The following is a 23,389-nucleotide window of genomic DNA, read 5'->3' on the forward strand; positions in this document are numbered from 1 at the left end:
CCGTGCACTGCGACCACTTGATTATCGCCCGCGAAGGCGCCGAAAAGGACCTCCCCCGCGCCAAGGAAGAAAGCAAGGAGGTGTACGATTTCCTCCAGTCCGTGTCCGCCAAGTACGGCATTGACTGCTGGCTCCCGGGAGCAGGCATCATTCACCAGGTGGTGCTCGAAAACTACGCCTTCCCCGGTGGCATGATGATCGGTACCGACTCCCACACGGTGAACGCCGGCGGTCTCGGCATGCTCGCGATCGGCGTGGGCGGTGCTGACGCCGTGGACGCCATGGTCGGCCTCCCTTGGGAACTCAAGTACCCGAAGATGATCGGCGTGAAGCTCACGGGCAAGCTCCGTGGCTTTGCTACCGCAAAGGACATTATTCTGAAGCTCGCCGGTATCCTTACCGTGAAGGGCGGCACCAACGCCATTATCGAATACTTCGGCGAAGGCGCTCGTAGCCTCTCCGCTACCGGCAAGGCAACGATTGCCAACATGGGTGCCGAAGTTGGCGCTACCTGCTCCACCTTCAGCTACGACGACTCCATGAGCCGCTACCTCAAGGTCACCGGCCGCGCCGACGTAGCCGCCGCTGCAGACAAGATTGCAGAACACCTCAAGGCCGACCCCGAAGTCGAAGCCAATCCGGAAAAGTTCTTTGACCGCGTCGTGGAAATCAACCTCGACGAACTCGTGCCGCATTACAACGGCCCGTTCAGCCCGGACCGTGCCTTCGCCGTGACCGACATGGCTGAATCTATCAAGGCCACCGAAACGAAGGCCGAATCCACGCCGGTCGTAAGCGCCGCCCTCATCGGTTCTTGCACGAACTCCAGCTACGAAGACCTGTTCATGGCCGCCAACATGATCAAGCAGGCCCTCGCCAAGGGTCTTACCCCGAAGTGCCCGCTCCTCATCAACCCGGGTTCCGAACAGGTGCGCTACACCGCCGAACGCGACGGCCTCATGGACTTGTTCAAGCAGTTCGGTGCAACCGTCATGACCAACGCCTGCGGTCCTTGCATTGGCCGTTGGGACCGTGCCGGTGCCGACAAGAAGGAACTCAACACCATCGTTCACAGCTTTAACCGTAACTTCGCAAAGCGTGCCGACGGCAACCCGAACACCCACGCCTTCGTGGCTTCCCCGCTCATGGCCGTAATCGCCGCCCTCTCTGGCGACATCCGCTTCAACCCCATGACCGACACCCTGGTGAACAACGAGGGCAAGGCCGTGAAGCTGGACCCGCCGGAACAGTGCGAACTTCCGCCGAAGGGCTTTGAAGTGAAGGACGCCGGCTACCAGGCCCCGGCCGAAGACGGTTCCAAGATTACCGTGACTATCAACCCGGAAAGCAAGCGCCTCCAGGCTCTCGCACCGTTCGCTGCATGGGACGGCAATGACATCGCCGGCGCCCTGCTCCTCATCAAGGCCAAGGGCAAGTGCACCACCGACCATATCTCCATGGCCGGTCCGTGGCTCAACTACCGCGGTCACTTGGAAAACATTTCTAACAACATGCTCATCGGCGCCGTGAACGCCTTCAACGGCGAAACCAACAAGGTTCTCTGCCAGTGCGGCGAATACAAGGAAGTTCCGGAACTTGCCAAGATTTACAAGGCCAAGGGCACGGGCTCCATCGTGATCGGTGACGAAAACTACGGTGAAGGCTCCAGCCGCGAACACGCTGCCATGGAACCGCGCTTCCTCGGCGTGAAGGCCGTGATCGTGAAGAGCTTCGCCCGCATTCACGAAACGAACCTCAAGAAGCAGGGCATGCTCGCCCTCACCTTCAAGAACGCTGCCGACTACGACAAGATCCAGGAACAGGACGTGTTCGACATCGTGGGCCTCACCAAGTTCGCCCCGGGTTCCGAATTCACCCTCGTCGCCCACCACAAGGATGGCTCCGTGGACAACATCGCCCTGAGCCACACCTACAACGAACAGCAGTGGGCATGGTTCAAGGCAGGCTCCGCACTGAACCTGATCCGCGCCAACAACAAGTAATTTCAAGAACGCCAGACACTGGCGGCAAACCTGTAAAAAAATCCCGGAATCGCAATGATTCCGGGATTTTTTTGTATTGTAGGTGGATTACTTATTTTGCGGATGCGGACATGTTGCTGGTCATGTACCTCAAGTCATGCAGCAGGTTCGGATCCTGCCCGCCAGACAAGGCTACCGCTTCCTGCATGATTTGCAAGCCTTTTTCCTTTTCTCCAAGGCGGAACAACGCAAGTGCTTTGCCACCCATGGAGTAGGAATCTCTGCTGTTGATTTCCAGCGCCTTCTCGTTTGCCGCAAGGCATGCTTCGTAGTTACCGCACATGAACTCGCTGTACCCCATTGCCCTGTAGGTATCTGCGTTTTCAGGCTCCAGCTCCTGCGCCCGCTTCAAAGCAAACGACGCTTCCTGGAAATCGCCCTGCGGTATCAGCGAATCGGCCAATTCACGCAACGCGGGCGCGCTCTCGCACTTGGAATACTTCGCTTCCATTTCCTTGAGCGAAAGGTTGTAGGCGCAATATTCGTTTTCCGCATAAATGCTGCCCTTCATCGTGAGGCGCGTGTTCGGGCAGCCGCCAAGGCATTTGGAACCGTAAACGCATTTTTTGCAGGCACCCGAAAGCTTTTCCTTCGCCATCTGACGCCTCCACAAGAAAGCGTGTTCATCTTCCCAGATGTCGCGCAGTTTCCTTTCGCGAATGTTGCCCTCGATGAATTCCTTCGAACGAATCGAGGTACAGCCCAAGATATCGCCATTGTGCAGAATGCCGAAACCGCGTACGCCCGCATTGCAGCCGTCCCACATGGAATATGAATTGGACTTGTAAGAAATGCGCTTGGTCTCAAGTTCCTTCATCGAATAATACCCGATGCAATCGGCCGGATAGATGCCAATCCTACCCTCTTTCGCCGTATTGTAGCAGAAGTCTATGATATCCCTCATCTGCTTAGGTTCCAAGAGCCAGTCTGGACGCTGTTTCAGGTTTCCCATCGGCAAGCCGATTTGCACCTGCCAGGTGTCGACGCCCATGCCGATCAGTTCCTCCTTCATCGCCGGAAGGATATCCAGATTCTGCTTCGTGATGGTCGTGACCGCGCCGGTCCTTATGCCCAATTTCTTCATTGCGTCAAAAGCCTGCCGTGCGTGCTCGAAAGCCCCTTTCTTCCTGATTTTGTCATGAATTTCTGGAGTGCCGTCAATGCTTATCGCAACCGTCGATATTCCGCTTTCCTTTAGCTTCTGGGCCATCTTTTGATCGAGAAGCCAGCCGTTCGTGATAATGTTCACCAAAACGCCATTGTCAGAAAGCCGCTTCACCAGTTCCGGGGTATCGTGCCTCGTAAGGGGTTCACCTCCAGACAAGGTTATCCATTTCAGCCCGATATCCGCAATCTGGTCACATAAATCGAGTGCTTCTTCGGTAGTCAACTGTCCCGGAAGCGCGCCCTCGCACGAAGAGCCGCAATGTCCGCACCGAAAGTTGCAACCCATCGTAACTTCCCAAACGGCAGTAATTGGTTGATACTTGATATTCGCCATTTAAAAATCTCCAAACTGCCGGCATTTTTTTGCCGGCAGCTATTTGTCTATGCTTTTTTGAAGGATGGATGTTTACTTAGAATCGCACTTGTACCCGTACATGATTGATGCTTCAGCAGCGGGCTTGGTGGGATAACCATACTTGAGGACGACATCTTGAACACCGCAGGGATATCCATACTTAAAATGGATATCGTCTGATGCGCAGGGATAGCCGTACTTGAAGTTTGCATCCTGCACGCCGCACGGATAACCGTATTTATGGTTCAAATTTTGCGAATCGCAGGGGAAGCCGTACTTCAAGGCCGCATCCTGTGCACCACAGGGATAGCCATATTTATGGACGATATTCTGCACGTCGCAAGGGTAACCGTACTTGTAATTCATGTTCTGAGTGTCGGGGAATCCGTATTTCACTCCCACATCGCGTTTCGTGCACAAATACCCGTATATTTGATTCGCGTCCAGCGTATCCAAGGCATAGCCGTAGGGCATAATCGGGCCGCAGGCGTCTCTGACCATGCCATCGCTGTTCTCGCTGAATTTTGCAAATTCTTCCGAATCGCTTGGGATAACCTTCACAGACACGGTATACTTCTTATCCGTGGGTGTCGGATTCGAGTAATTGACCAACATGAAACTAATTTCGGCCTTGTCTTTCGCTACGGCATACGCGCCAAACCAAAATCTTTGGATGATGGGTGCGACTCCGCCTGTAGTCGGGATATTCTCCGTACTCAACAGAGCGATTCCCTGCGGGAGTCCTGTTAGGCTCCACCCATAAAGTGTCGAGCCGATCATTGATTGCAGTTCGATAGAGAACGTTTTTCCCTGCAATACAACCATTTCTTTTGCCATAAGTTGTCTCCTTTTGATTGTAACAATCGTTTATCCTAAGAAATTATTTTATCAATAAATTTTTATTTTATCAATAAAGTTGTAGCAAGAATATAACATTAATCTCTTGAGCAAACAATACCCGTCCTTCGTAAAAATTGTAAACAATTGGTAATAATTACGTAAGAAATTTACAACGTACAAACAGGTTAAAACAAGCGTACTACAATAGTCAAAACGTCCAAGCGCAGGCAAGAGGGATTTACCCGCCTCACCAACTTTTCTAAATTTGGCGGCGAAAAAAGGACCTGATATGGACTGGAATCGCTGGAAAGACATTTACAGGAACATGAGCCCCGAGATGAAGGAGCAGGCGACGAGCATGGCGAAGGCGAAGGTCAAGGAGATGCTCGCCCACTGGTTCTCGCAGCCGATACTCGCCATTGCGGCTCTGTTCCTCGGTGCAATCGTCGGTGCACTTACCGCCTTCTTCGGGCAGGTGCTCCAGCGGGTGAACGACATCCGCGACATGCATCCGGTGTACTGGATTCCGGCCTTGGCGCTGGCGGGTGTCGTGATAGTATTCACGTACAAGAAGGTCGGCAAGGGCACGGAACGCGGCATGGGACTCGTGTTCGATGCCGCGCACGGCAAGGAACGTGAAATTCCCCTGCGCTTGATTCCGCTCATCATGGCAGCCACATGGATTACCCACCTGTTCGGCGGGAGCTCGGGGCGCGAGGGTGTCGCGATGCAAATCGGCGGCACGCTCGGGCACAACATCAGCTCGAAAATCCCGGTAGAAAACGCACCGCGCATCTTGCTCATTTCGGGCATGGCCGCGGGCTTCGCAGGCCTGTTCCAGACCCCGATGGCCGCCATCGCCATCTCGCTTGAAATCCTTATCGCGGGTCACCTGGCCCTTACGGCTCTGCTCCCCGCCACCGTAGCCGCCATCACGGCATACAAGGTTTCGGAAATGCTCGGGATTTCGCGCTTCACGCTCGACCTGAACAGTTTCTCGCCGGACTGGAATCTCGCGAGCCTTTTGTACAGCGAGTCCGGCCTAAACGTTTACTTTATCCTAAAACTCGCGGCCCTCGGGCTTATTTTCGGGATTGTCGGTGGCGGTTTCGCGAAACTCCTCTCGCTATCCAGAAAATTCTTCGCGCTCCGGTTCCCGAACCCCGTCAAGCGCGTCGCCGTCATGGGTGCCGTACTCAGCGTGTTCATGCTCCTGCTTTGGCTGGGCCGCTATTCCGGCCTCGGCACGAACCTGGTCGACATGTGCTTTGCCAACCCGGCAGCGCTTACCGCTGGCGATGCAGGCATCTATGCCTACGACTGGCTCTTTAAACTCGTGCTTACGATTGTCACGCTCTCGGTCGGCTTCCAGGGCGGTGAAGTCACCCCGCTGTTCACCATCGGGGCAACGCTCGGCGCAGTAGTTGCGACCATCGTAGGGGTCCCCCTCCCGCTTGCCGCAGCCCTCGGGTATGCCGCCGTCTTCGGCGCTGCCACGAACACGCTTTTCGCCCCCATCTTCATCGGGGCCGAAATGTTTGGGTTCGATACCCTGCCGGCTTTCTTTATCGCCTGTACAGTCGCCTACCTGTGCAACGGTGGCCAGTGCATTTACGGACAAAAGAAAATCCGCCTCCGCTAGCCCATAAACGGGCGTTAATAGCCTGTAATAACAATCCCCTGGTTGCCAAGCCATATAGAATGTCATAAATTTATGGCATGGAAAAAAATCGTGAAAACTGGGGCTCCAAAATAGGAGTCATCCTGGCTGTCGCTGGTTCGGCGGTCGGTCTCGGCAACTTTTTGCGCTTCCCTGTCCAGGCGGCAACAAATGGCGGTGGCGCGTTTATCATCCCCTACCTCATCGCGTTCGTGTTCCTCGGGATTCCCCTCGCATGGATAGAATGGACCCTCGGGCGCTACGCCGGATACCACAACTACGGAACCTCCCCGAGCACCTACCATATCATTTTCCAAAAGAAGAAGCCCTGGGCCAAGTACCTCGGCTCCCTCGGGCTTTTGCCGCCCATCTTCATCATCTTCTACTACGGATTCATCCAGTCGTGGATTCTCGCGTTCGCCTTCTACTCGGCAACAGGCACCTTGATGGAAGTCGTCGCGCAGGGCCCCGAAAAGATGACGGAGTTCTTCGGCAACTACATCATGCTCAAGACCTGCGTCGGCGGCATACCCGTAGCAATCATATTCTTCCTCGTCACGTTCGCGGCGAACATGGTCGTGCTATCGTTCGGCGTGCGCAAGGGCATTGAACGCGCGAACAAGATTTGCATGCCCATCCTCCTGATTTTGGGCCTCGTGCTGGTGGTGCGCGTACTTACGCTCCCGGGCATCGGCAAGGGCCTCGCGTTCATGTGGAACCCAGACCTCTCCGAACTCGCAAGCCCCAAGGTGTGGATGGCGGCGGCAGGCCAGGTGTTCTTCACCATGAGCCTCGGCATGGCCATCATCTTCTGCTACGCAAGCTACCTCAAGCCCAAGGAAGACCTCGTGCTTTCTTCGCTTACCGCAAGCGCCACGAACGGCTTTGCCGAAGTGATTATCGGCGGTACGGTCGTCATCCCGATGGCGGTGCTCATCGCGGGCGCGAACATCGAGGAATGCGCCAAGCTCGGTACCTTCGGGCTCGGGTTCCAGACGATGCCTTACGTGTTCGGCACGCTCCCGTTTGGCGGCATATTGCAGACGGTCTGGTTCTCCATGCTGTTCTTCGCGGGCATCACGAGTGCGATTTCCATTATCCAGCCGCTCATCAGCTTCTGCGAAGACGACCTCAAGTTTACGCGTAAAAAGTCCGTGACCACGGTCAGCACCATCACCTTTATCGGCAGCCTCACCGCCATCTTCGGCCTTGCCGCCGGTACGGTCGACGAACTCGACTTCTGGGGCGGTACGTACCTCATCGTATTCGTGGGCATGATTCAGGCCGTTCTCTTCAGCTTTGTGCTCGGGCGCCGCAAGGCGAAGGACGCTCAGGCCAACGGAGACCTCCCCGCCGAAGTGAACGTCGAACCGGGTGAAAACGAGGCTTTCGCCACGATGAACGACGGAGCCCAGCTCAAGCTTCCGCGCTTCTTGCGCCCCATCATCATGTACGTGTGCCCGATTTACCTGATCGTGCTGCTTGTCTCGTTCACGGCGACAGACGGCCTCCCGTTCATCACGCTCAGCAACGTGGATCCGGCCGCGACCGTGGACTTCCTCGGGCATACCTTCTCGAAGGTCGGCTTCACCTGGGCATTCCGCGGGTTCCTGCTTTTGCTCTTTATCCTCCTGAACGTCGCCATCGCCTACGCCTGGCGCAAGGGCGGCCCTGCCGAAAAAGGGCGCAGCAAGGATATCAAGAAAATGCCTCTCGGCAATTCCGACGAAACCGACAGCGCGGCCGACGCCGTAAAGGAGAACTAGCATGGACGCAGAATTCACTACCGGCGGGCTCGTTTTCATGATTGCGTCGTGGACGGCGATCACGGCCCTTTGCGCCTTCTGCTTCACGAAGGTGCTCAAGAAAAAGTAAGTTTAACCCAGGAGTTCCCCGCACCAGCGGGGAGAACAAGGCCCCGCGAGGGTGAAAAAAGGAAGGACAAACTATGGATATCGTCAAGAAGGTTTCTGAACTGGGGCTCGCGCTCCCGCAATGCCCTGCACCGCTTGCGGCCTATGTTCCGGCCGTTCGCTTCGGCGACACCATCGTCGTATCGGGCCAGCTCCCGAGCGTCAAGGGCGATTTTTCGGCCTACACGGGAACCGTCCCCAATGAACTTCCGGCCGAGAAGGCCACGGAAGCCGCGCGCATCTGCCTTTTGAACAACATCGCCGCCGCCATGACGCAGCTCCAGCAAGGCGAATCGCTCAAGCTCGTGCAGATGCAGGGGTTCGTGCAGTCCGCCGCTGATTTCCATGAGCAGCCGGCCGTATTGAACGGGGCGAGCGAACTCGCAGTCCAGATTCTCGGGGAAAACGGCAAGCATGCCCGCACCGCCGTGGGCGTGAGCGCACTCCCGAAGAACGCCGCTGTCGAAATCAGCTGCACGTTCCAGGCCATACCCGAAGAAGTCCAGTTCACCGGAAGAATGAACTGGATCGAAGGCTAGGCTTCGAAATTAGTCCATGTCAAGTTCGGAGAGGCGCTTGTGCAGCTTCTCGTTTTCGCGGGTGAGCGAATCCGCCTTTTCGCGCAAGACACCGATATTTTGTTCCAATGAATCTTTTTTCGCGGTCAGAACTTTGATTTCGGCCGCCTTTTCGGGGTCCGTGCAGCCAGAAAATACGCAAAACGAAATTACAAACAATAAAAAAACAATAGCTCTTGTCATATTCAAAATTTAATTATAAATATGATAGAGGAAAACTCAAAATTTGGAAATGGTGTTATGATTGACAATGTTTGGACGTGGTTCATGAACCTGGGCTACAAGGGTTCTGTATCCGAAAGGAATCCAGACTCCGGAGATTCCGGAGCGGCGGGCATGTTCACTAGCAAGGCGAACACCCCCGATGACGACATTTTCATCCACGAAGCCATCTACGAGATGGACCCGGACTACACCGTGGTTGCGGTCATCAAGCAGATCGGCGACAAGCCCGCACGCGAATGGGCCACCGAAACGCTGGCTGGCGACATTGACGAAATTTCGTTCGAAGGCAGCCCCGAGGATATCCAGGAACGCCTGGACAAAGCCATCCTCGAAGGGCTCGCCCACCGCAAGATTTTGATGGTGCGCGAATCCGGTGCCATCGTGAAGTTCGGATACAAGTTCGAAGACTTGATTTCTCGTTAGAAGAAAAAATTATCTTTGGCTATATGAATTCGAGTACGAGGCCATCTCCGGAACTTCTCTTGCCCGTAGGCACGCGAGAGATGCTCGAGGCCGCCGTCCAGAACGGCGCCGATGCCGTTTATTTCGGGGTTCCGCATTGGAACGCGCGCGGTCGAACGGAAGACTTTTCGTTCGACGATGTCTACGACATGATCCGCTACGCAAGGCTCCGCGGAGTGCGCACGTTCCTCGCGATGAACGTTCTCGTATTCGAACGCGAACTGCAGAACCTGCCGGAATTCCTGGAGCAGGTCATCTCGCTGGAACCGGATGCATTCATCATCCAGGATATCGGGCTTGCGCGCCTGATACGCGCCATCGCGCCCGAGCAGGAGATTCATGCGAGCACGCAGATGACGCTTGCTAGCGCGGAGGCCGTGAACTTGGTAAAATCTATCGGGTTCAACCGCGCGGTGCTCGCCCGCGAGCTTTCGCTCAAAGAAATTGCAAGAATCAAGGAAGCGACCCCGCTCGAGCTGGAAGTGTTCATTCACGGGGCGCTCTGCGTGAGTTATTCGGGACAGTGCCTCACCAGTGAAAACTTCGGCGGCCGGAGCGCGAACCGCGGGCAATGCGCCCAAAGTTGCAGGCTTCCCTACCGCATCTTCGTCGATGGCAAGGAATACCGCGATACAGATGCCCAGTTCCTGTTCAGCCCGCACGACTTGTGCGCGCTCCCGAAGCTAAACGAACTTGAAGAAATCGGCGTAGAATCGCTGAAGGTGGAAGGCCGTCTCAAGAGCCCGGAATACGTGGCGGCAGTCGCGAAGGCCTACCGCAAGGCGCTGAACCGCATCCCGCTCGAATCGAAGGACATGGAGCCGCTAGAAGTTCTGTTCAGCCGCGGCCTGCGTTCGGGATGGCTCGACGGAGACAACCACCAGGAACTCGTGGACGGAACGTTCAGCAACCATCACGGGCTTTTCCTCGGGACTGTCGTGAAGGTGGAACGCGGGCAGGTTATTCTCGCGCTGGACGACACGCTTGTCGAAGGTTCGAACTGCATCGCAGGCATGGGGCCGCGTCCGGGTGACGGCATCTTGTTCGAGAACGCCGCCCTCGGGGTGAGCATCGGCAGCCGCCTGTATGCCGCACAGGAAGCGCACCTTCCCCACACCAAGCGCGGCGACCCCAAGTATATGCGGCTTGAATTCGGGCGTGAATTCGACGTGCGTCAAATTGTCGTCGGCATGAAGGTCTACCGCAACGACTCGCCGGCGCTGGAAAAAGAACTGCGCAAGACATTCACCGATCGCGAGCAGGCGAAACGCATTCCCGTGAACATGGAACTATCGGGACGCATCGGTGAAACGCTCAAGCTCGCCGTCTACGATACGCCGCGCAACCGCGTCGAAGTGGAAAGCGACACGGTTCTGGAAGCCGCGAGAAACAGCGACGGGGATGCCGGCAGAAGCAATAACGCCGGCAAGTTCAACGACGCAGGAAAACATAACGATGCGGGCAACAAGCTCCGCGACCTTGCGCAGAAAGAACTTTCGGGCCTGAGCGCTACCGCATACAGCCTCAGGAACCTCGATATCAACGTCGACCGCGGAGCCTTCGTTCCGGGAAAAATCTTGCGTACGCTTCGCCAGAAGGCGATTGAACTGCTGGATTCAAAACGCTGCGAATGGAAGGAACTCGCCCCGAGCGCCATTGCGGGCCGCGCGCTTCTGAACCGCGTGAAATTTTCGAATATCAAGCCAGAAGCAAATAGCGTCGCCCCCGTCATCTCCGTGCTTATCCGCAGTCCCGAACAAATTGCCGCCCTCGAAGGCCTCGACATCGATAGTGTCGTCATGGATTTCGACTGGGGCGTCAAATACGACGAACCGCTCCAGCAGATTCGCGAACTCGGTTTCAAGGCGGGAATGGCGACGCTCCGCATCCACAAGCCTGGCGAAAACCACTACCTGAAAAAAATCCTGGAACTCGCCCCCGATTTCGCCCTTGTACGCAGCCTCGGGGCTCTTGCCATACTGCGCGAAAGCGGCATCCCGCTTACCGGCGACTACAGCCTGAACGCAGCGAACAGCCTGAGCTATGACTGGCTCCTGTCGCAGGGACTCGCGACGCTTCACCCCTCTTGGGACCTGAACAGCACGCAGCTATTCGACCTGCTGGGCGATATCGACGGCAGCCGCATGGAACTCACGCTGCACCAATACATGCCCGCGTTCCATTCCGAATATTGCGCGTTCGCCCGAGCCCTCACAAACGGCAGACGGTTCCCCGAATGCGGAAAAATCTGCACCCAGCACAAGGTCGAAATTCTGGACCACAAGGGAGAACGCCATTTTCTGCAAAGCGACGCGGAATGCCGCAACACGCTTTTCGTGGGCAAACCGCAATCCGCACTCAAGTTGTTGCCCGAACTGCGCAAATCGGGCGTTTCGCATTTCCGGCTCGAAATGCTCCAGGAACCGCCCGAAACCGTGCGCAAGAAGGCGCTTGTCTACACGCAGGCCATCCGCGGGAAGATTTCCATCGAAGAAGCCATCCGCCTTGCCGGAGTCGAAGAAAAATACGGCCTTTCCGAAGGCCAGCTTTTCAACGAAAGCGTGTGGAAGGATAGAAAAAAAGCCTAAGGAAATCTTAGGCTTCTTCTACACGATTTTTTGTTTTTTACCCGCAGCGCGTCTTGTGGTAATCGCTGCCGATGTAATCCGGATAGTCATTGTCGAAACAGGCGGCGCAGTAGTGTTCGCCTTCGCCCGTGCATTCCTTCATGCCTTCCACGCTCAGGTAGCCGAGGCTTTCGACGCCGAGCATCTTGGCGATTTCTTCGGGAGTCATCGAACTTGCGGCAAGTTCGCCCTGGCTCGGGAAATCCATCCCGAAGAAGCAGGGATGAGCGACCGGAGGCGATGCGATACGGATATGCACTTCGAGCGCACCCGCATCACGGAGCATGCGGGAAAGGATCTTGAGCGTAGTGCCGCGCACGATGGAATCTTCGACGACGCACACGCGCTTGTTCTTGAGCACGCCCACGATGGGGTTGAACTTGAGCTTCACCTTCTGCTCACGCACGTTCTGCGTGGGGTCGATGAAGGTACGGCCCACGTAATGGTTACGCAAGAGGCCGATTTCAAAACGGATGCCGCTGGCCTGCGAATAGCCGAGCGCCGCGGTGGTCGCGCTATCGGGCACGGAAATCACGATGTCCGCATCGACGGGGCATTCCTTTGCGAGTTGCTTGCCCATCTTGCGGCGGACCTTGTCGCAGCTCTGTTCAAAAATGACAGAATCCGGGCGGCTGAAGTAGATGTATTCGAAAATGCAATGAGCCTGACGTTCCTTGTGCGTAAAGCGTTCCGAATGCAGGCCGTTGTTCGTGATGGTCAGGAGTTCTCCCGGCTGGATATCGCGCACGTAGTTTGCGCCGAGCAGGTCAAAAGCGCAGGTTTCGCTCGCGACGCACCAGGCCTTCCCCATACGGGCGATGGAAAGCGGGCGGAATCCGAACCCGTCGCGGGCGACGTACATCGTGTCCTTGCTGATGAAGACCAGGCAGAAACTCCCGGTAAATTTCGTAATCGCCTTCTTGATGGCTTCGCCCAGAGTATCCGCATGAGTGCGCGCGATTTCGTGGAGCAAGATTTCGGAATCGGACGTGGTCTGGAAAATATGACCGTCAGCTTCCATCTCGGCGCGGAGTTCGTTCGCGTTGGTGATGTTGCCGTTGTGGGCCACAGCAAGCTGCCCCCACTTGCAACTCACGAGAATCGGCTGCGCGTTCGCAAGAGTGCTTGCACCCGTGGTGCTGTAACGCACGTGCCCGATGCCTGCAAAACCTTGCAGCTCGTCGACGTTGTGTTCTCTTAAAAGCGTGGAAACCAGACCCATGGATTTACGGACGCGGACTTTTTCGCCATCCGTTACCGCAAAGCCAGCGCTTTCCTGACCGCGGTGCTGAAGTGCGTAGAGACCCATGGTGACATTACGAACAACGTTATCGCCGTTATAGATTCCGATAACGCCGCATTCTTCATGCAATTCTTCGAGCATATCGCCTCTTTGAATTTTAAGCCTCCCCTACCTCGAAGGTCATAGCCCATCCGTACGGATGCAAGCAGGGAAGCGGACGCGAAAAATATAGCAACGAATTTTGCGTTCAACAATCCATAAAAAACAAAAATTTTGGGCGCAGAAAACAGGATTGCAAACAAATTAATCATGTTTTACATTTTTCGAATTATTTCCATTTTCCGAAAAGTAAAAAGTGTAAATTGAACATTTTTTGTCAGAGAAAAAAGGCCTGGACATAGCGAAAATTTTCACATTCGACCTTAAAAAGGCCTATTTTCGCTCATTTTGGGCATATTCTGAATTTTTGGCACGGCTTTTGCATAAGGGCGAACGAATCCATAATCCATTGGACTTCTAAAAAGGAATCAAAAATGAAGCTTGTCACGGCATACATACAACCAGAACGATTAAACCTCGTAAAGCAAGCCCTTTACGAAAAGAACATTTTCAAGATGTCTGTCACGAACGTGCTCGGCTGCGGCCAGCAGAAGGGTTACAATCAACGTTTCCGTGGTGTCGTTACCGAAGTCAACCTGCTTAAGAAAATTTGCTTGAAGATTGCGGTAAACGATGACTTTGTGCAGCCTTGTATCGATGCGATTATCGCGGGGGCCCGTACCGGCGAAATCGGCGACGGAAAGATTTTCGTCACGAGCCTGGAACAGTGCATCCGCATCCGTACTGGTGAAACTGGGTCGGATGCAATTGGTTAAACACAAGGGATAATAACACAAAGGATTTAAACAATGAACGAAGTAGCAAATGTCGCAACCGTCAGCGATGCAATCTTTATGACGGAAAACATCTGGATCATGATCAGCGCCATGCTGGTGTTCGTCATGGGTCTCGGTTTCGCCTGCGTCGAAGCGGGTCTTGTCCGCGCCAAATGCGCTGCAAACGTCGCCTTCAAGAACATCGCGGTCCCCGCCATCGGTATCACGATGTACGCCCTGCTCGGCTTTGGCCTCATGTATCCGGGCACATTCAACGGAATCCTCGGTTTCGCCGGCTTCGGCATTGGCGACTGGGCAGATCCCTCTAAGTTCACCGCTGCCTACAACGGTCACTTCACACTGTTTGCCGACTGGCTGTTCCAGGCAATGTTCGCCGCCACTGCCGCGACGATTGTGTCCGGTGCCGTGGCTGAACGCGTGAAGCTCAACTCCTTCCTCGTATTCACGGTTGTCTACGTGGCCCTTGTCTACCCGATCGTGGGTAGCTGGACATGGGGCGGCGGCTGGCTCTCCACCATCGGCAAGGCTGGCTTCCATGATCTCGCCGGTTCTACCCTCGTTCACTCCGTGGGTGGCTGGGCAGCTCTCGCCGGCGTGATGATCCTCGGACCGCGTATCGGCAAGTATGTGAACGGCAAGGTTCACGCCATTCCGGCTCACAACATTCCGCTCGCCACTGTCGGTGTGTTCATGCTGTGGTTCGGCTGGTGGGGATTCAACGCCGGTTCTGCCCTGAGCGGTGATCCGAAGGCTACTAGCTGGATTCTCGTGACCACGAACCTCGCCGCTGTTGCCGGTATCATTACCGCAACTCTCACGAGCTGGATTGTTTCGAAGAAGCCGGACGCCACCATGGCCCTCAACGGATGCCTTGCCGGCCTCGTAGCAATCACTGCCGGTGCCGACGTGGTGACCCCGCTTTCCTCCTGGATTATCGGTGCCATCGCTGGCGTGCTCGTTGTCGGTGCGGTGTTCATGTTCGACCGCCTGCACTTGGACGACCCGGTCGGTGCTCTCTCGGTTCACCTGGTGAACGGCGTGTGGGGTACGATCGCCGTGGGTATCTTCGACATGACCGGCAATTACAGCGTGCTCACTCAGCTCATCGGTGTCGCCGCCTACGCCCTCCCCTGCTTCGGTGCCGCTAGCCTGATATTCTTCGTCATCAAGAAGACCATGGGCCTGCGCGTCACGGAACGTCAAGAACTCCGCGGCCTCGACCAAAGCGAACACGGACAAGAATCCTACAGCGGATTCCAAATCTTCAGCAACATGTAATGGCTGGAACATAATACACATCCTCCTCTCACGCTCCCTAAAAAACCCCGAGGCAACAGGCCTCGGGGTTTTATCATTGATCTCATGGAGTTTTTTTTAAAGCCAATCGGATGCGGAAGCGTCGCTGGGCATGCGCCAGTCGGCGCGGGGCGAAAGCGAGATGGTTCCGACCTTCGGTCCATCGGGAATGCAACTGCGCTTGAACTGCTGCGTAAAGAATCGCCTTATGAAGACGGCGAGCGCCTTGTCGATTTCTTCGTCGGTATGTTTGCCTGCGAAAGCGTATTTCGCGAGGAAGCGGAGCTTTTCGGGAGTGGCGCCGTATTTCGCAAAATGGTACAGGAAGAAGTCGTGAATTTCGTAGGAACCGAGAATGCTTTCGGTTTTTTGCGCAATCTGGCCGCTTGAATCGGCGGGCAATAATTCCGGAGAGACGGGTGTATCGAGGATGTCGCGAAGGACTGCGGCGAGTTGCTCGCTGGAAGCGAGATGCGCGGCATCTCCGTTCGGTGTGGAAACTTCGCCGGTTTCAAGATGCGCCGCGGACCTGTCGGCGTACCAACTCACGATGTGGCGCACGAGCGTCTTGGGAATATCGCAGTTGACCGCATACATGGACATGTGATCGGCGTTGTAGGTGCTCCAGCCCAGCGCGATTTCGGAGAGGTCGCCCGTACCGATGACGATTCCGCCCTCGCTGTTCGCGATATCCATCAGGATTTGCGTGCGTTCGCGGGCCTGCACGTTCTCGTAAGTCACGTCGAGCTTTTGCGGGTCATGCCCGATATCGGCAAAATGCTGGAGGCACGCCTTCTGGATATCGACCGTGCGAAGCTCCACGCCCAAAAGATTCGCGAGTTCTACCGCGTTGTTCTTGGTGCGCTTGGTGGTACCGAACCCAGGCATCGTGAGCGCAAGTATTTCTGATGCGGGACGGTTCAACAGTTTGAATGTTTCCGCGACTACAAGAAGTGCGAGCGTTGAATCGAGGCCGCCAGAAAGGCCGATGACCGCACGTTTGCTGCGTGTCGCCTCGAGTCGCTTTGCCAACCCCGCACATTGTATATTGAAAATTTCAGTGCAAGATACATCGCGGCTTGCGAGATTGCCGGGCACAAAGGGCGTCGGAGAGACAAAACGGTATTCGAGCTTGTCACACGCGCGCAGTCCTTCAAGTGTCGCCGCCCGCGAGATGATGGCACGGCCGTCGAAATCCTGGAACGATCCTTCGCTTAGGCGCTGCATATTCAGGCGTTGTACATCCACGTCGGCATAGACGATTTCGGTCTCACGCGAGAAGGGTTTGCTTTCGGCGAGCATGCTGCCGTTTTCCGCAATCATCAAGTGCCCGCTGAACACCATGTCCGTCGTAGATTCGTGCACTCCGGCAGAAGCATACACGTATGCGGCCATGCAACGCGCCGACTGGTTCAACACGAGATTCCTGCGGTAATCGCGCTTGCCTACCAGCGCATCGCTTGCGGAGAGATTCACGATGACGTTCGCTCCCGCGAGAGCGAGTTCTCCGCTCGGAGGTGCCGGAGTCCACAAGTCTTCACAAAGTTCCACGCCTATGCGGACTTCGGAACCATCGCAATTTGCAGCCTTCGCGCCGTCGTCGCTTGCGCAGCCATCAACCGCGCTAAAAGTTCCGCAGCCCTTCACCGTAATGAAATTAGTGACAGGCGCTTCGCCCACGCCTTCTATCGTGCACGTTACGGCACCCGCGACATTTGTATAGCCCGCGGCATTACCAGCCGTAACCCCGCACGCCCCGCGCAACAAATCGCGTCCGCTCGAAAAATGCCTTTTCTCGTAGAACTCGCGCTGGTTCGGCAAATGAATCTTGGGCGTTACCGCAATCACCTTGCCGCGCTGCACAAAGGCCGCGCAGTTGTACAGCCTGCCAAAAATGCGCAATGGCAAGCCCACAGCAATTACCGCATCGCTATCGTCGAAAGCTTCCGCAATCCGCTTTAGCGCACGGGTACTGTTCCGCAACAGAAGTTCTTGGTGGAACAAGTCACCGCAGGTATAGCCCGTAATACACAACTCAGGGAAAACGACAAAAGCCGCCCCGTTAGAGACGGCAATTTTCGCGCTTTTGATAATCTCATCCGTATTGAAGGCGGTATCGGCCACCTTCAACAGCGGAGAAATGCTTGCAAATCGATAGAATCCAAACATAATTCCGCGCTGTTTAAGTCACAAAATTATTTATGCCACAAAATAATTCAAGCTACTTGAGGGCGGCAACTTTCGCCTTCGCGTCGGCCATGGCGCGCACCACGAGGGAGGCTCCGTTCGCACAGTCACCCACCGCATGAATATGACGGGCCGGGTCTGCAATAATCGCCGTACGCGGAGTGAGTTGCAGGCCCAAATCGTTCACGATGCCTTCGGCAGGCACGCCGGTAAAGCCCATGGCGAGTACCACCAAATCGGTATCGATGACCTCGGTAGAATTCGGGACTTCGTTCGGCTTGAGCGGGCGACCTTGCGGGGACATTTCCCATTCCACGCGAACCGCTTCCACTCCGGCCACGCGACCGTCCTTCACGATGAACTGCTTGGAAGAAACATTCCAACGGCGCTCGCCACCTTCGTGCTGGGCGTAGCTGGTACGCAGCATGTACGGCCAATCGGGCCACGGCGTAGACGGAGAACGTTCCTCGGGCGGCTTCGGCATGAATTCCACCTGAAGCACGCTTTCGCATCCTTCACGGATGGCCTTGCCCACGCAGTCGTTACCCGTATCGCCACCGCCGATGACCAGGACCTTGCGGCCTTTCGCGCTGAACTTTTCGGGATTCGCTTCGCCCGGCATTTCGGCACCGTGCAAGAAGTCAAGAGCGAGGAAAATGCCTTCGGCTTCGCGGCCCGGGATTTTCAGGTCGCGCGCATTCGGGGTTCCAATCGCGAGGAAGACTTCGTCAAAATTCTTGTGGATGTATTCCGCCGCGATGTCCTTCCCTATTTCGGTATTGTAGACGAACTTGATTCCGGCGGCCTCGAGCAGAGCAATGCGACGGTCGATAATAGACTTGTCAAGTTTCCAGTTCGGGATACCGTAACGCAGCAGGCCACCCGCCTTTTCACGTTTTTCGTAAACCGTAACCGCATAACCCTTGCGGCGGAGCGCCTCGGCGGCAAACAGGCCCGAAGGACCCGAGCCGATAACCGCGGCGGACTTTCCGTTGGGTTCTGCAGCCGGGAGCACCACGCGGCCTTCTTCGAAAGCGGTCTCGATGATGAACTTTTCGATTTGGCGAACCATCACCGGGTCGTTATGCACGTTGCCGGTACAAGCGGACTCGCAAAGCGCGGGGCACACGCGGCCCGTAAACTCCGGGAAGAAAGCCGTCTTGCTGATGATATCATAGGCGCGTTCCGCATTCCCCGCGGCAATCGCCGCATTGAATTCGGGGACGAGGTTTCCCAGCGGGCAACCTGCGCCATGGCAGAACGGGATACCGCATGTGTGGCAGCGGCCCGCCTGGTTTATGACATCAATTGAAGTGAGCCTGCGTTCGACTTCCTTGTTGTCCTTGATGCGCTCTTCGACAGGGCGGTAGATATCTTGAATTCGGGTTACTTGTTCCATAGTCGCCTCATCCCTTCTTTGCCAAAGCGTTGCGGTAGTCGATCGGGAATATCTTCACGAATTTCGGGCGTTCGCTGTTCCAGTTTTCGAGAATGCGCTTGCCCTTCTCGCTGCCCGTCGCCTGGACGTGCTGATTAATGATATCGAGCAGTTCGCTTTCGCTGTCGGTTCCCGGAAGTACACTTTCGAGGTCAGCGGAATCCACGTTGCAGCTCAAGTCGAAATGGCCCGTTTCGTCGTACACGTAGGCAAATCCGCCCGTCATACCCGCGGCGAAGTTCACGCCTACACGACCGAGCACCACCACGCGGCCGCCCGTCATGTATTCACAGCCGTGGTCGCCCACGCCTTCCGATACCAGGAGCATGCCCGAGTTACGGATACCGAAGCGTTCACCCGCAAGACCATTGATGAAGATCTTGCCCGAGGTTCCGCCGTAACCGATGACGTTACCGGCAATCACGTTGTCTTCGGCCTTGAAGCTTGCGTTGTGCGGCGGGCGCACGACAATCTTACCACCCGAGAGGCCCTTGCCCATAAAGTCGTTCGCTTCGCCTTCGAGGTCGAGCGTGACACCCGGAGCGAGGAATGCGCCGAAGCTCTGGCCCGCGACACCGTGCAGGTGAACCTTGATGGTATCTTCGGGGAGGCCCTTCACGCCGAAGTGTTCGTCCACCTCGCCGGAAAGTTCCGTACCCACCGTACGGTCGGTGTTGTGCACCACCGTGCAAAGTTCCACGGGAGCACCGCTCTTGAGCGTGTCTGCCACAAACGGCAGGAGTTCGCGGCGGTCGAAGTTCACAAGTTCTTCCTTCACGAAGCTCTTGTCGAAGGACTTGATGCCGCCATTGACGGTTTCGAAAATCTTCGAGAAATCGAGGTTGTGGGCCTTGTAGAAGGCAATCGCCTCATCGCGTTCCAGAAGGTCGCTACGGCCGCAGGCTTCGGCAAGGCTCTTGAGGCCAAGGCTTGCGAGGATTTCACGGACTTCGTCGGCGATGAAGAAGAGGAAGTTTTCCACGTATTCGGGCTTGCCGGCAAAGCGCTTGCGGAATTCAGGATCCTGCGTGGCGATACCCATGGGGCACTGGTTCGTATGGCACTTGCGGTCCATAACGCAACCGAGGCTCACGAGCAGGTTGGTTGCAAATCCGAATTCTTCGGCACCGAGGAGGGCTGCCACCACAATATCGCGACCCGTCTTGAGCTGGCCATCGACCTGGAGCTTGATGCGACCGCGCAGGTCGTTGAGCACGAGCGTCTGTTCCGCTTCGGCAATACCGAGTTCCCACGGAAGGCCGGCATGCTTGATGGAAGTGAGCGGAGATGCGCCCGTACCGCCATCATGACCGGAAATCAGCACCACGTCGGCATGAGCCTTCGCGACACCCGCGGCAATCGTACCCACGCCCACTTCGGAGACGAGCTTCACGGAAACACGGGCCTTCGGGTTGGCGTTGCGCAGGTCGTAAATGAGCTGTGCCAGGTCTTCGATGGAGTAAATATCGTGATGTGGCGGCGGAGAAATCAAGGAGACGTTCGGAATCGAGTGACGGATGCGGGCCACGAATTCGTTCACCTTGTGAGCCGGCAGCTGGCCGCCTTCACCGGGCTTCGCGCCCTGCGCCATCTTGATCTGCAAATCCTTCGCATGACGGAGGTAGTCAATCGTCACGCCAAAGCGTCCCGATGCCACCTGGCGAATCGCAGAACTGCGGATATCGCCGTTCGCGGCCGGAGTATCGCGGTCGGGGTCTTCACCACCTTCACCGCAGTTGCTCATGGCACCGATGCGGTTCATGGCAATAGCAATCGTTTCGTGCGCTTCGGGGCTCAAGGAGCCAAGGCTCATGGCACCCGCGACAAAGTGCTTCAAGATAGATTCACGGCTTTCGACCTCATTGATGTCGATCGGAGTCGTCTGCTTAAACTTGAAGAGCCCGCGGAGCGTCGCCTGACGTTCAGACTGGTCGTTGATGAGCTTGCTGTAAACCTTGAACTTTTCGTAATCGCCACCCTGCACCGCCTGGCGGAACGCGGCGAGCGACTGCGGAGTCCATAGGTGCTTTTCGCCTTCCTTGCGGAATGCGTACTGGCCGCCCGACTGCAAGACCTTGCTTGCATCGGCAAACGCAACCTTCTGGCGCTCACCCACTTCGCGGGCGATTTCTTCGAGGCCGATACCTTCGATACGGCTTGCCGTACCCGGGAGGAACTTCTCGATGAGTTCGTGATTCAGGCCCACCGCTTCGAAAATCTGAGCGCTGCGGTAGCTGCGGAGCGTCGAGATACCCATCTTCGACATGATCTTGAGCAAGCCCTTGTCCACTGCCTTTACATAATTTGCAGCAGCCGTCACCGGGTCCACATCCAGGTCGCCGTTGTGGCACATGTTGGTGATGCTTTCGAAAGCGAGGTACGGGTTGATGACTGTCGCGCCGTAACCGAGGAGCAGAGCAAAGTGCATCACTTCGCGCACTTCACCGCTCTGCACAATCAGGCCGATTTCGGGGCGCACGCCCGCTTCCACCAAGGCGCGGTTCACAGCGGCAGTCGCCAAGAGAGACGGCATCGGCACGTAACCCCAGTCGATGTTCTTGTCCGAAAGTACGATGATATCGAATTTGTCGTTCACCGCACGCACGGCATCGCCAGCGAGGTTCTGCAAGGCGGCTTCCAGCACTTCGCCATTTCCGCCGAGCGGGAACTGCATCTTGAGCACTTTCGCCTTGAACGCCTTGTCACCGATATTTTCAAAACGGCGGATTTCGTCTTCGGTCACAATCGGGCGCGGAATCTTGATGAGGTGCGCCTGTTCCGGAGTTTCTTCCAAAATGTTGCCGTGGTTGCCGATGTAAGTGGTAAGGCTCATCACGAGCTCTTCACGGATCGGGTCGATAGGCGGGTTCGTCACCTGGGCGAACAGCTGCTTGAAGTAGTTGAACAGCGGCTGCGGCTTGTCCGAAAGCACGGCAAGCGCGGCATCGTTACCCATGGAGCCGATAGGTTCCGCACCGTTCTTGGCCATCGGCTGCAGAATGATGCTCAGGTCTTCTGCCGAGTACCCGAAGCGCTTCTGCTGCACCAAAATATCTTCCGGAACGTCGGACGGGTTGATTTCGCTGAAGAGGCCGCGGACGCTCATCTTGTTTTCGGCGACCCAACGGCGGTAAGGCTTGGCTCTCGCCACCTGAGCCTTCATTTCGGCGTTCTTCAAAATCCTGTGGTTTTCGAGGTCGAGGTAGATGATTTCACCCGGTTTCAGGCGGCCCTTCTCCTCGACTTCATCGTCGTGCAAGTCGAGCACGCCCGTTTCGGAAGCCATCACGAAGAGGCCATCTTTACACAAAGTGTAACGTGCCGGACGGAGACCGTTGCGATCGAGAATCGCACCCGCATTCACGCCGTCAGAGAAAGCGACTGCGGCCGGGCCGTCCCACGGTTCCATGAGCATGGATTCGTATTCGAAGAAGCCACGCACGTCGCGGCCCAGGTAATGCTTCTTGCCCCAAGCCTGAGGCATGAGCATCATCATCGCATGCGGGAGGCTACGGCCCGCTGCGACGAGGAGCTCAAACATGTTGTCAAGGCTAGCAGAGTCGCTCTGACCCGCCGGAACAAGCGGCAGAAGTTTCTGCAGGTCGTCACCGATAATTTCGCTCTTCAGGTGCGGCTCACGGGCACGCAGGCTGTTCAGGTTACCGCGCAGGGTGTTGATTTCACCGTTGTGCGCGAGGTAGCGGAACGGATGCGCGAGCGGCCATGTCGGGAAGGTGTTCGTGGAGTAACGCTGGTGAACAAGGGCTATCGGGGACTCGAAATCGAGATCGTTCAAGTCCTTGTAGAATCCTTCAATCTGGCTTGCCAGAAGCAGGCCCTTGTACACGATGCTGCGGCGGCTGCAGCTGCAGACGTACAGGCCCTTGCAGGCCTTTTCCATCAGGCGGCGTACCACGTAAAGCTTGATATCGAACGCCTGATCGGATTCAAAGGAAGAACCGTCGAAGAACACCTGGCGGATATGCGGAAGGGTCTCGCGGGCGGTGCGGCCGATTTTCTCGGGATTCACCGGCACTTCGCGGTAAATTAGGACCTTCACGCCCTCGGCCTCGGCGATTTCCTTAATCTTGGCGTCAAAGGCCACGGCATCGAGCGAATTGTCCACAAAGTACATCGCCACGCCGTAACGTTCAGGAAGCGTCGGATAAAGCTTACGGAAGAACTTGTGCGGCATAGAAAGCAAAAGACCCGCACCGTCACCGGTTTCCGGGTCTCCGCCTGCCGCACCGCGGTGCATGAGCCTCTTCAAAACAGTAATGCCCTGCAGCACAATCTGGTGCGAGGCGACATTATTAATATTGGCGACCAGGCCGACACCACAGGCGTCGTGTTCATTCATCGGGTCGTAGAGAGCTTGAGCGTTCATAAATTTCCTTTCTGCATTTAGCGCAACCGCGCCTTATTATTTTGCGAAAAGGATTTGCAAAATTCGTGCCAAT

General features: G+C 56.1%; 14 protein-coding genes. 8 read left to right on the top strand and 6 right to left on the bottom strand.

Annotated features, from left to right (window positions below; translation table 11 throughout):
- Positions 1-2,003 (top strand): aconitate hydratase (locus IK012_RS12380; RefSeq protein WP_290955069.1); only part of this gene is annotated, 2,003 nt, incomplete at its 5' end.
- Positions 2,004-2,094: 91 nt separating this feature from the next.
- Here IK012_RS12380 and IK012_RS12385 read toward each other — a convergent pair.
- Positions 2,095-3,495: a radical SAM protein gene (locus IK012_RS12385; protein WP_290955071.1), complete on the bottom strand. Its 1,401-nt coding sequence runs from the start codon at positions 3,493-3,495 to the stop codon at positions 2,095-2,097.
- A 120-nt stretch (positions 3,496-3,615) separates the two neighbouring features.
- Positions 3,616-4,401 carry a hypothetical protein gene (locus IK012_RS12390; RefSeq protein WP_290955073.1) on the bottom strand — a complete coding sequence of 262 codons (786 nt, stop codon included), beginning with the start codon at positions 4,399-4,401 and terminating at the stop codon, positions 3,616-3,618.
- A gap of 385 nt (positions 4,402-4,786) precedes the next feature.
- Here IK012_RS12390 and IK012_RS12395 point away from each other — a divergent pair, with 385 nt between their 5' ends.
- From IK012_RS12395 to IK012_RS12415, 5 genes are all read left to right on the top strand, one after another.
- A complete protein-coding gene (locus IK012_RS12395; protein ID WP_367273796.1) occupies positions 4,787-6,046 on the top strand; it encodes a chloride channel protein in 1,260 nt (419 codons plus the stop codon).
- A gap of 77 nt (positions 6,047-6,123) precedes the next feature.
- Entirely contained in the window at positions 6,124-7,830 is a 1,707-nt protein-coding gene (locus tag IK012_RS12400) for a sodium-dependent transporter (RefSeq protein ID WP_290955077.1), read from the top strand.
- A gap of 182 nt (positions 7,831-8,012) precedes the next feature.
- Positions 8,013-8,516 carry a RidA family protein gene (locus IK012_RS12405; RefSeq protein WP_290955079.1) on the top strand — a complete coding sequence of 168 codons (504 nt, stop codon included), beginning with the start codon at positions 8,013-8,015 and terminating at the stop codon, positions 8,514-8,516.
- 279 nt (positions 8,517-8,795) lie between these two features.
- On the top strand, positions 8,796-9,203 hold the full coding sequence (locus IK012_RS12410; RefSeq protein WP_290955081.1) for a hypothetical protein: 408 nt from the start codon (positions 8,796-8,798) through the stop codon (positions 9,201-9,203).
- Positions 9,204-9,226: 23 nt separating this feature from the next.
- Entirely contained in the window at positions 9,227-11,830 is a 2,604-nt protein-coding gene (locus IK012_RS12415; RefSeq protein ID WP_290955083.1) for a U32 family peptidase, read from the top strand.
- 37 nt (positions 11,831-11,867) lie between these two features.
- On the opposite strand, the gene purF is transcribed toward IK012_RS12415, so the two are convergent.
- A complete protein-coding gene (gene purF / locus IK012_RS12420; RefSeq protein ID WP_173379325.1) occupies positions 11,868-13,253 on the bottom strand; it encodes an amidophosphoribosyltransferase in 1,386 nt (461 codons plus the stop codon).
- A 392-nt stretch (positions 13,254-13,645) separates the two neighbouring features.
- Between purF and IK012_RS12425 the strand changes: the two genes are divergently transcribed.
- Together IK012_RS12425 and IK012_RS12430 are read left to right on the top strand one after the other, a co-directional pair.
- Positions 13,646-13,987: a P-II family nitrogen regulator gene (locus IK012_RS12425; RefSeq protein WP_088637408.1), complete on the top strand. Its 342-nt coding sequence runs from the start codon at positions 13,646-13,648 to the stop codon at positions 13,985-13,987.
- A 33-nt stretch (positions 13,988-14,020) separates the two neighbouring features.
- Positions 14,021-15,286: an ammonium transporter gene (locus IK012_RS12430; RefSeq protein WP_290955084.1), complete on the top strand. Its 1,266-nt coding sequence runs from the start codon at positions 14,021-14,023 to the stop codon at positions 15,284-15,286.
- 96 nt (positions 15,287-15,382) lie between these two features.
- Here IK012_RS12430 and IK012_RS12435 read toward each other — a convergent pair whose 3' ends face one another.
- From IK012_RS12435 to gltB, 3 genes are read right to left on the bottom strand one after another with little or no spacing between them, the layout of a single operon-like run.
- Positions 15,383-17,473, bottom strand: a complete 2,091-nt coding sequence (locus tag IK012_RS12435) for an NAD(+) synthase (RefSeq protein WP_290955085.1) — start codon at positions 17,471-17,473, stop codon at positions 15,383-15,385.
- A 52-nt stretch (positions 17,474-17,525) separates the two neighbouring features.
- On the bottom strand, positions 17,526-18,890 hold the full coding sequence (locus tag IK012_RS12440; RefSeq protein WP_173379323.1) for a glutamate synthase subunit beta: 1,365 nt from the start codon (positions 18,888-18,890) through the stop codon (positions 17,526-17,528).
- 7 nt (positions 18,891-18,897) lie between these two features.
- The gene (gltB, locus tag IK012_RS12445) at positions 18,898-23,316 is read right to left on the bottom strand and encodes a glutamate synthase large subunit (protein WP_290955087.1); all 4,419 of its coding nucleotides are present in this window, start codon (positions 23,314-23,316) and stop codon (positions 18,898-18,900) included.
- Between the last annotated feature and the right edge of the window lie 73 nt (positions 23,317-23,389).

The sequence above is a fragment of the Fibrobacter sp. genome (assembly GCF_017551775.1).
Taxonomy (GTDB): Bacteria; Fibrobacterota; Fibrobacteria; order Fibrobacterales; family Fibrobacteraceae; genus Fibrobacter.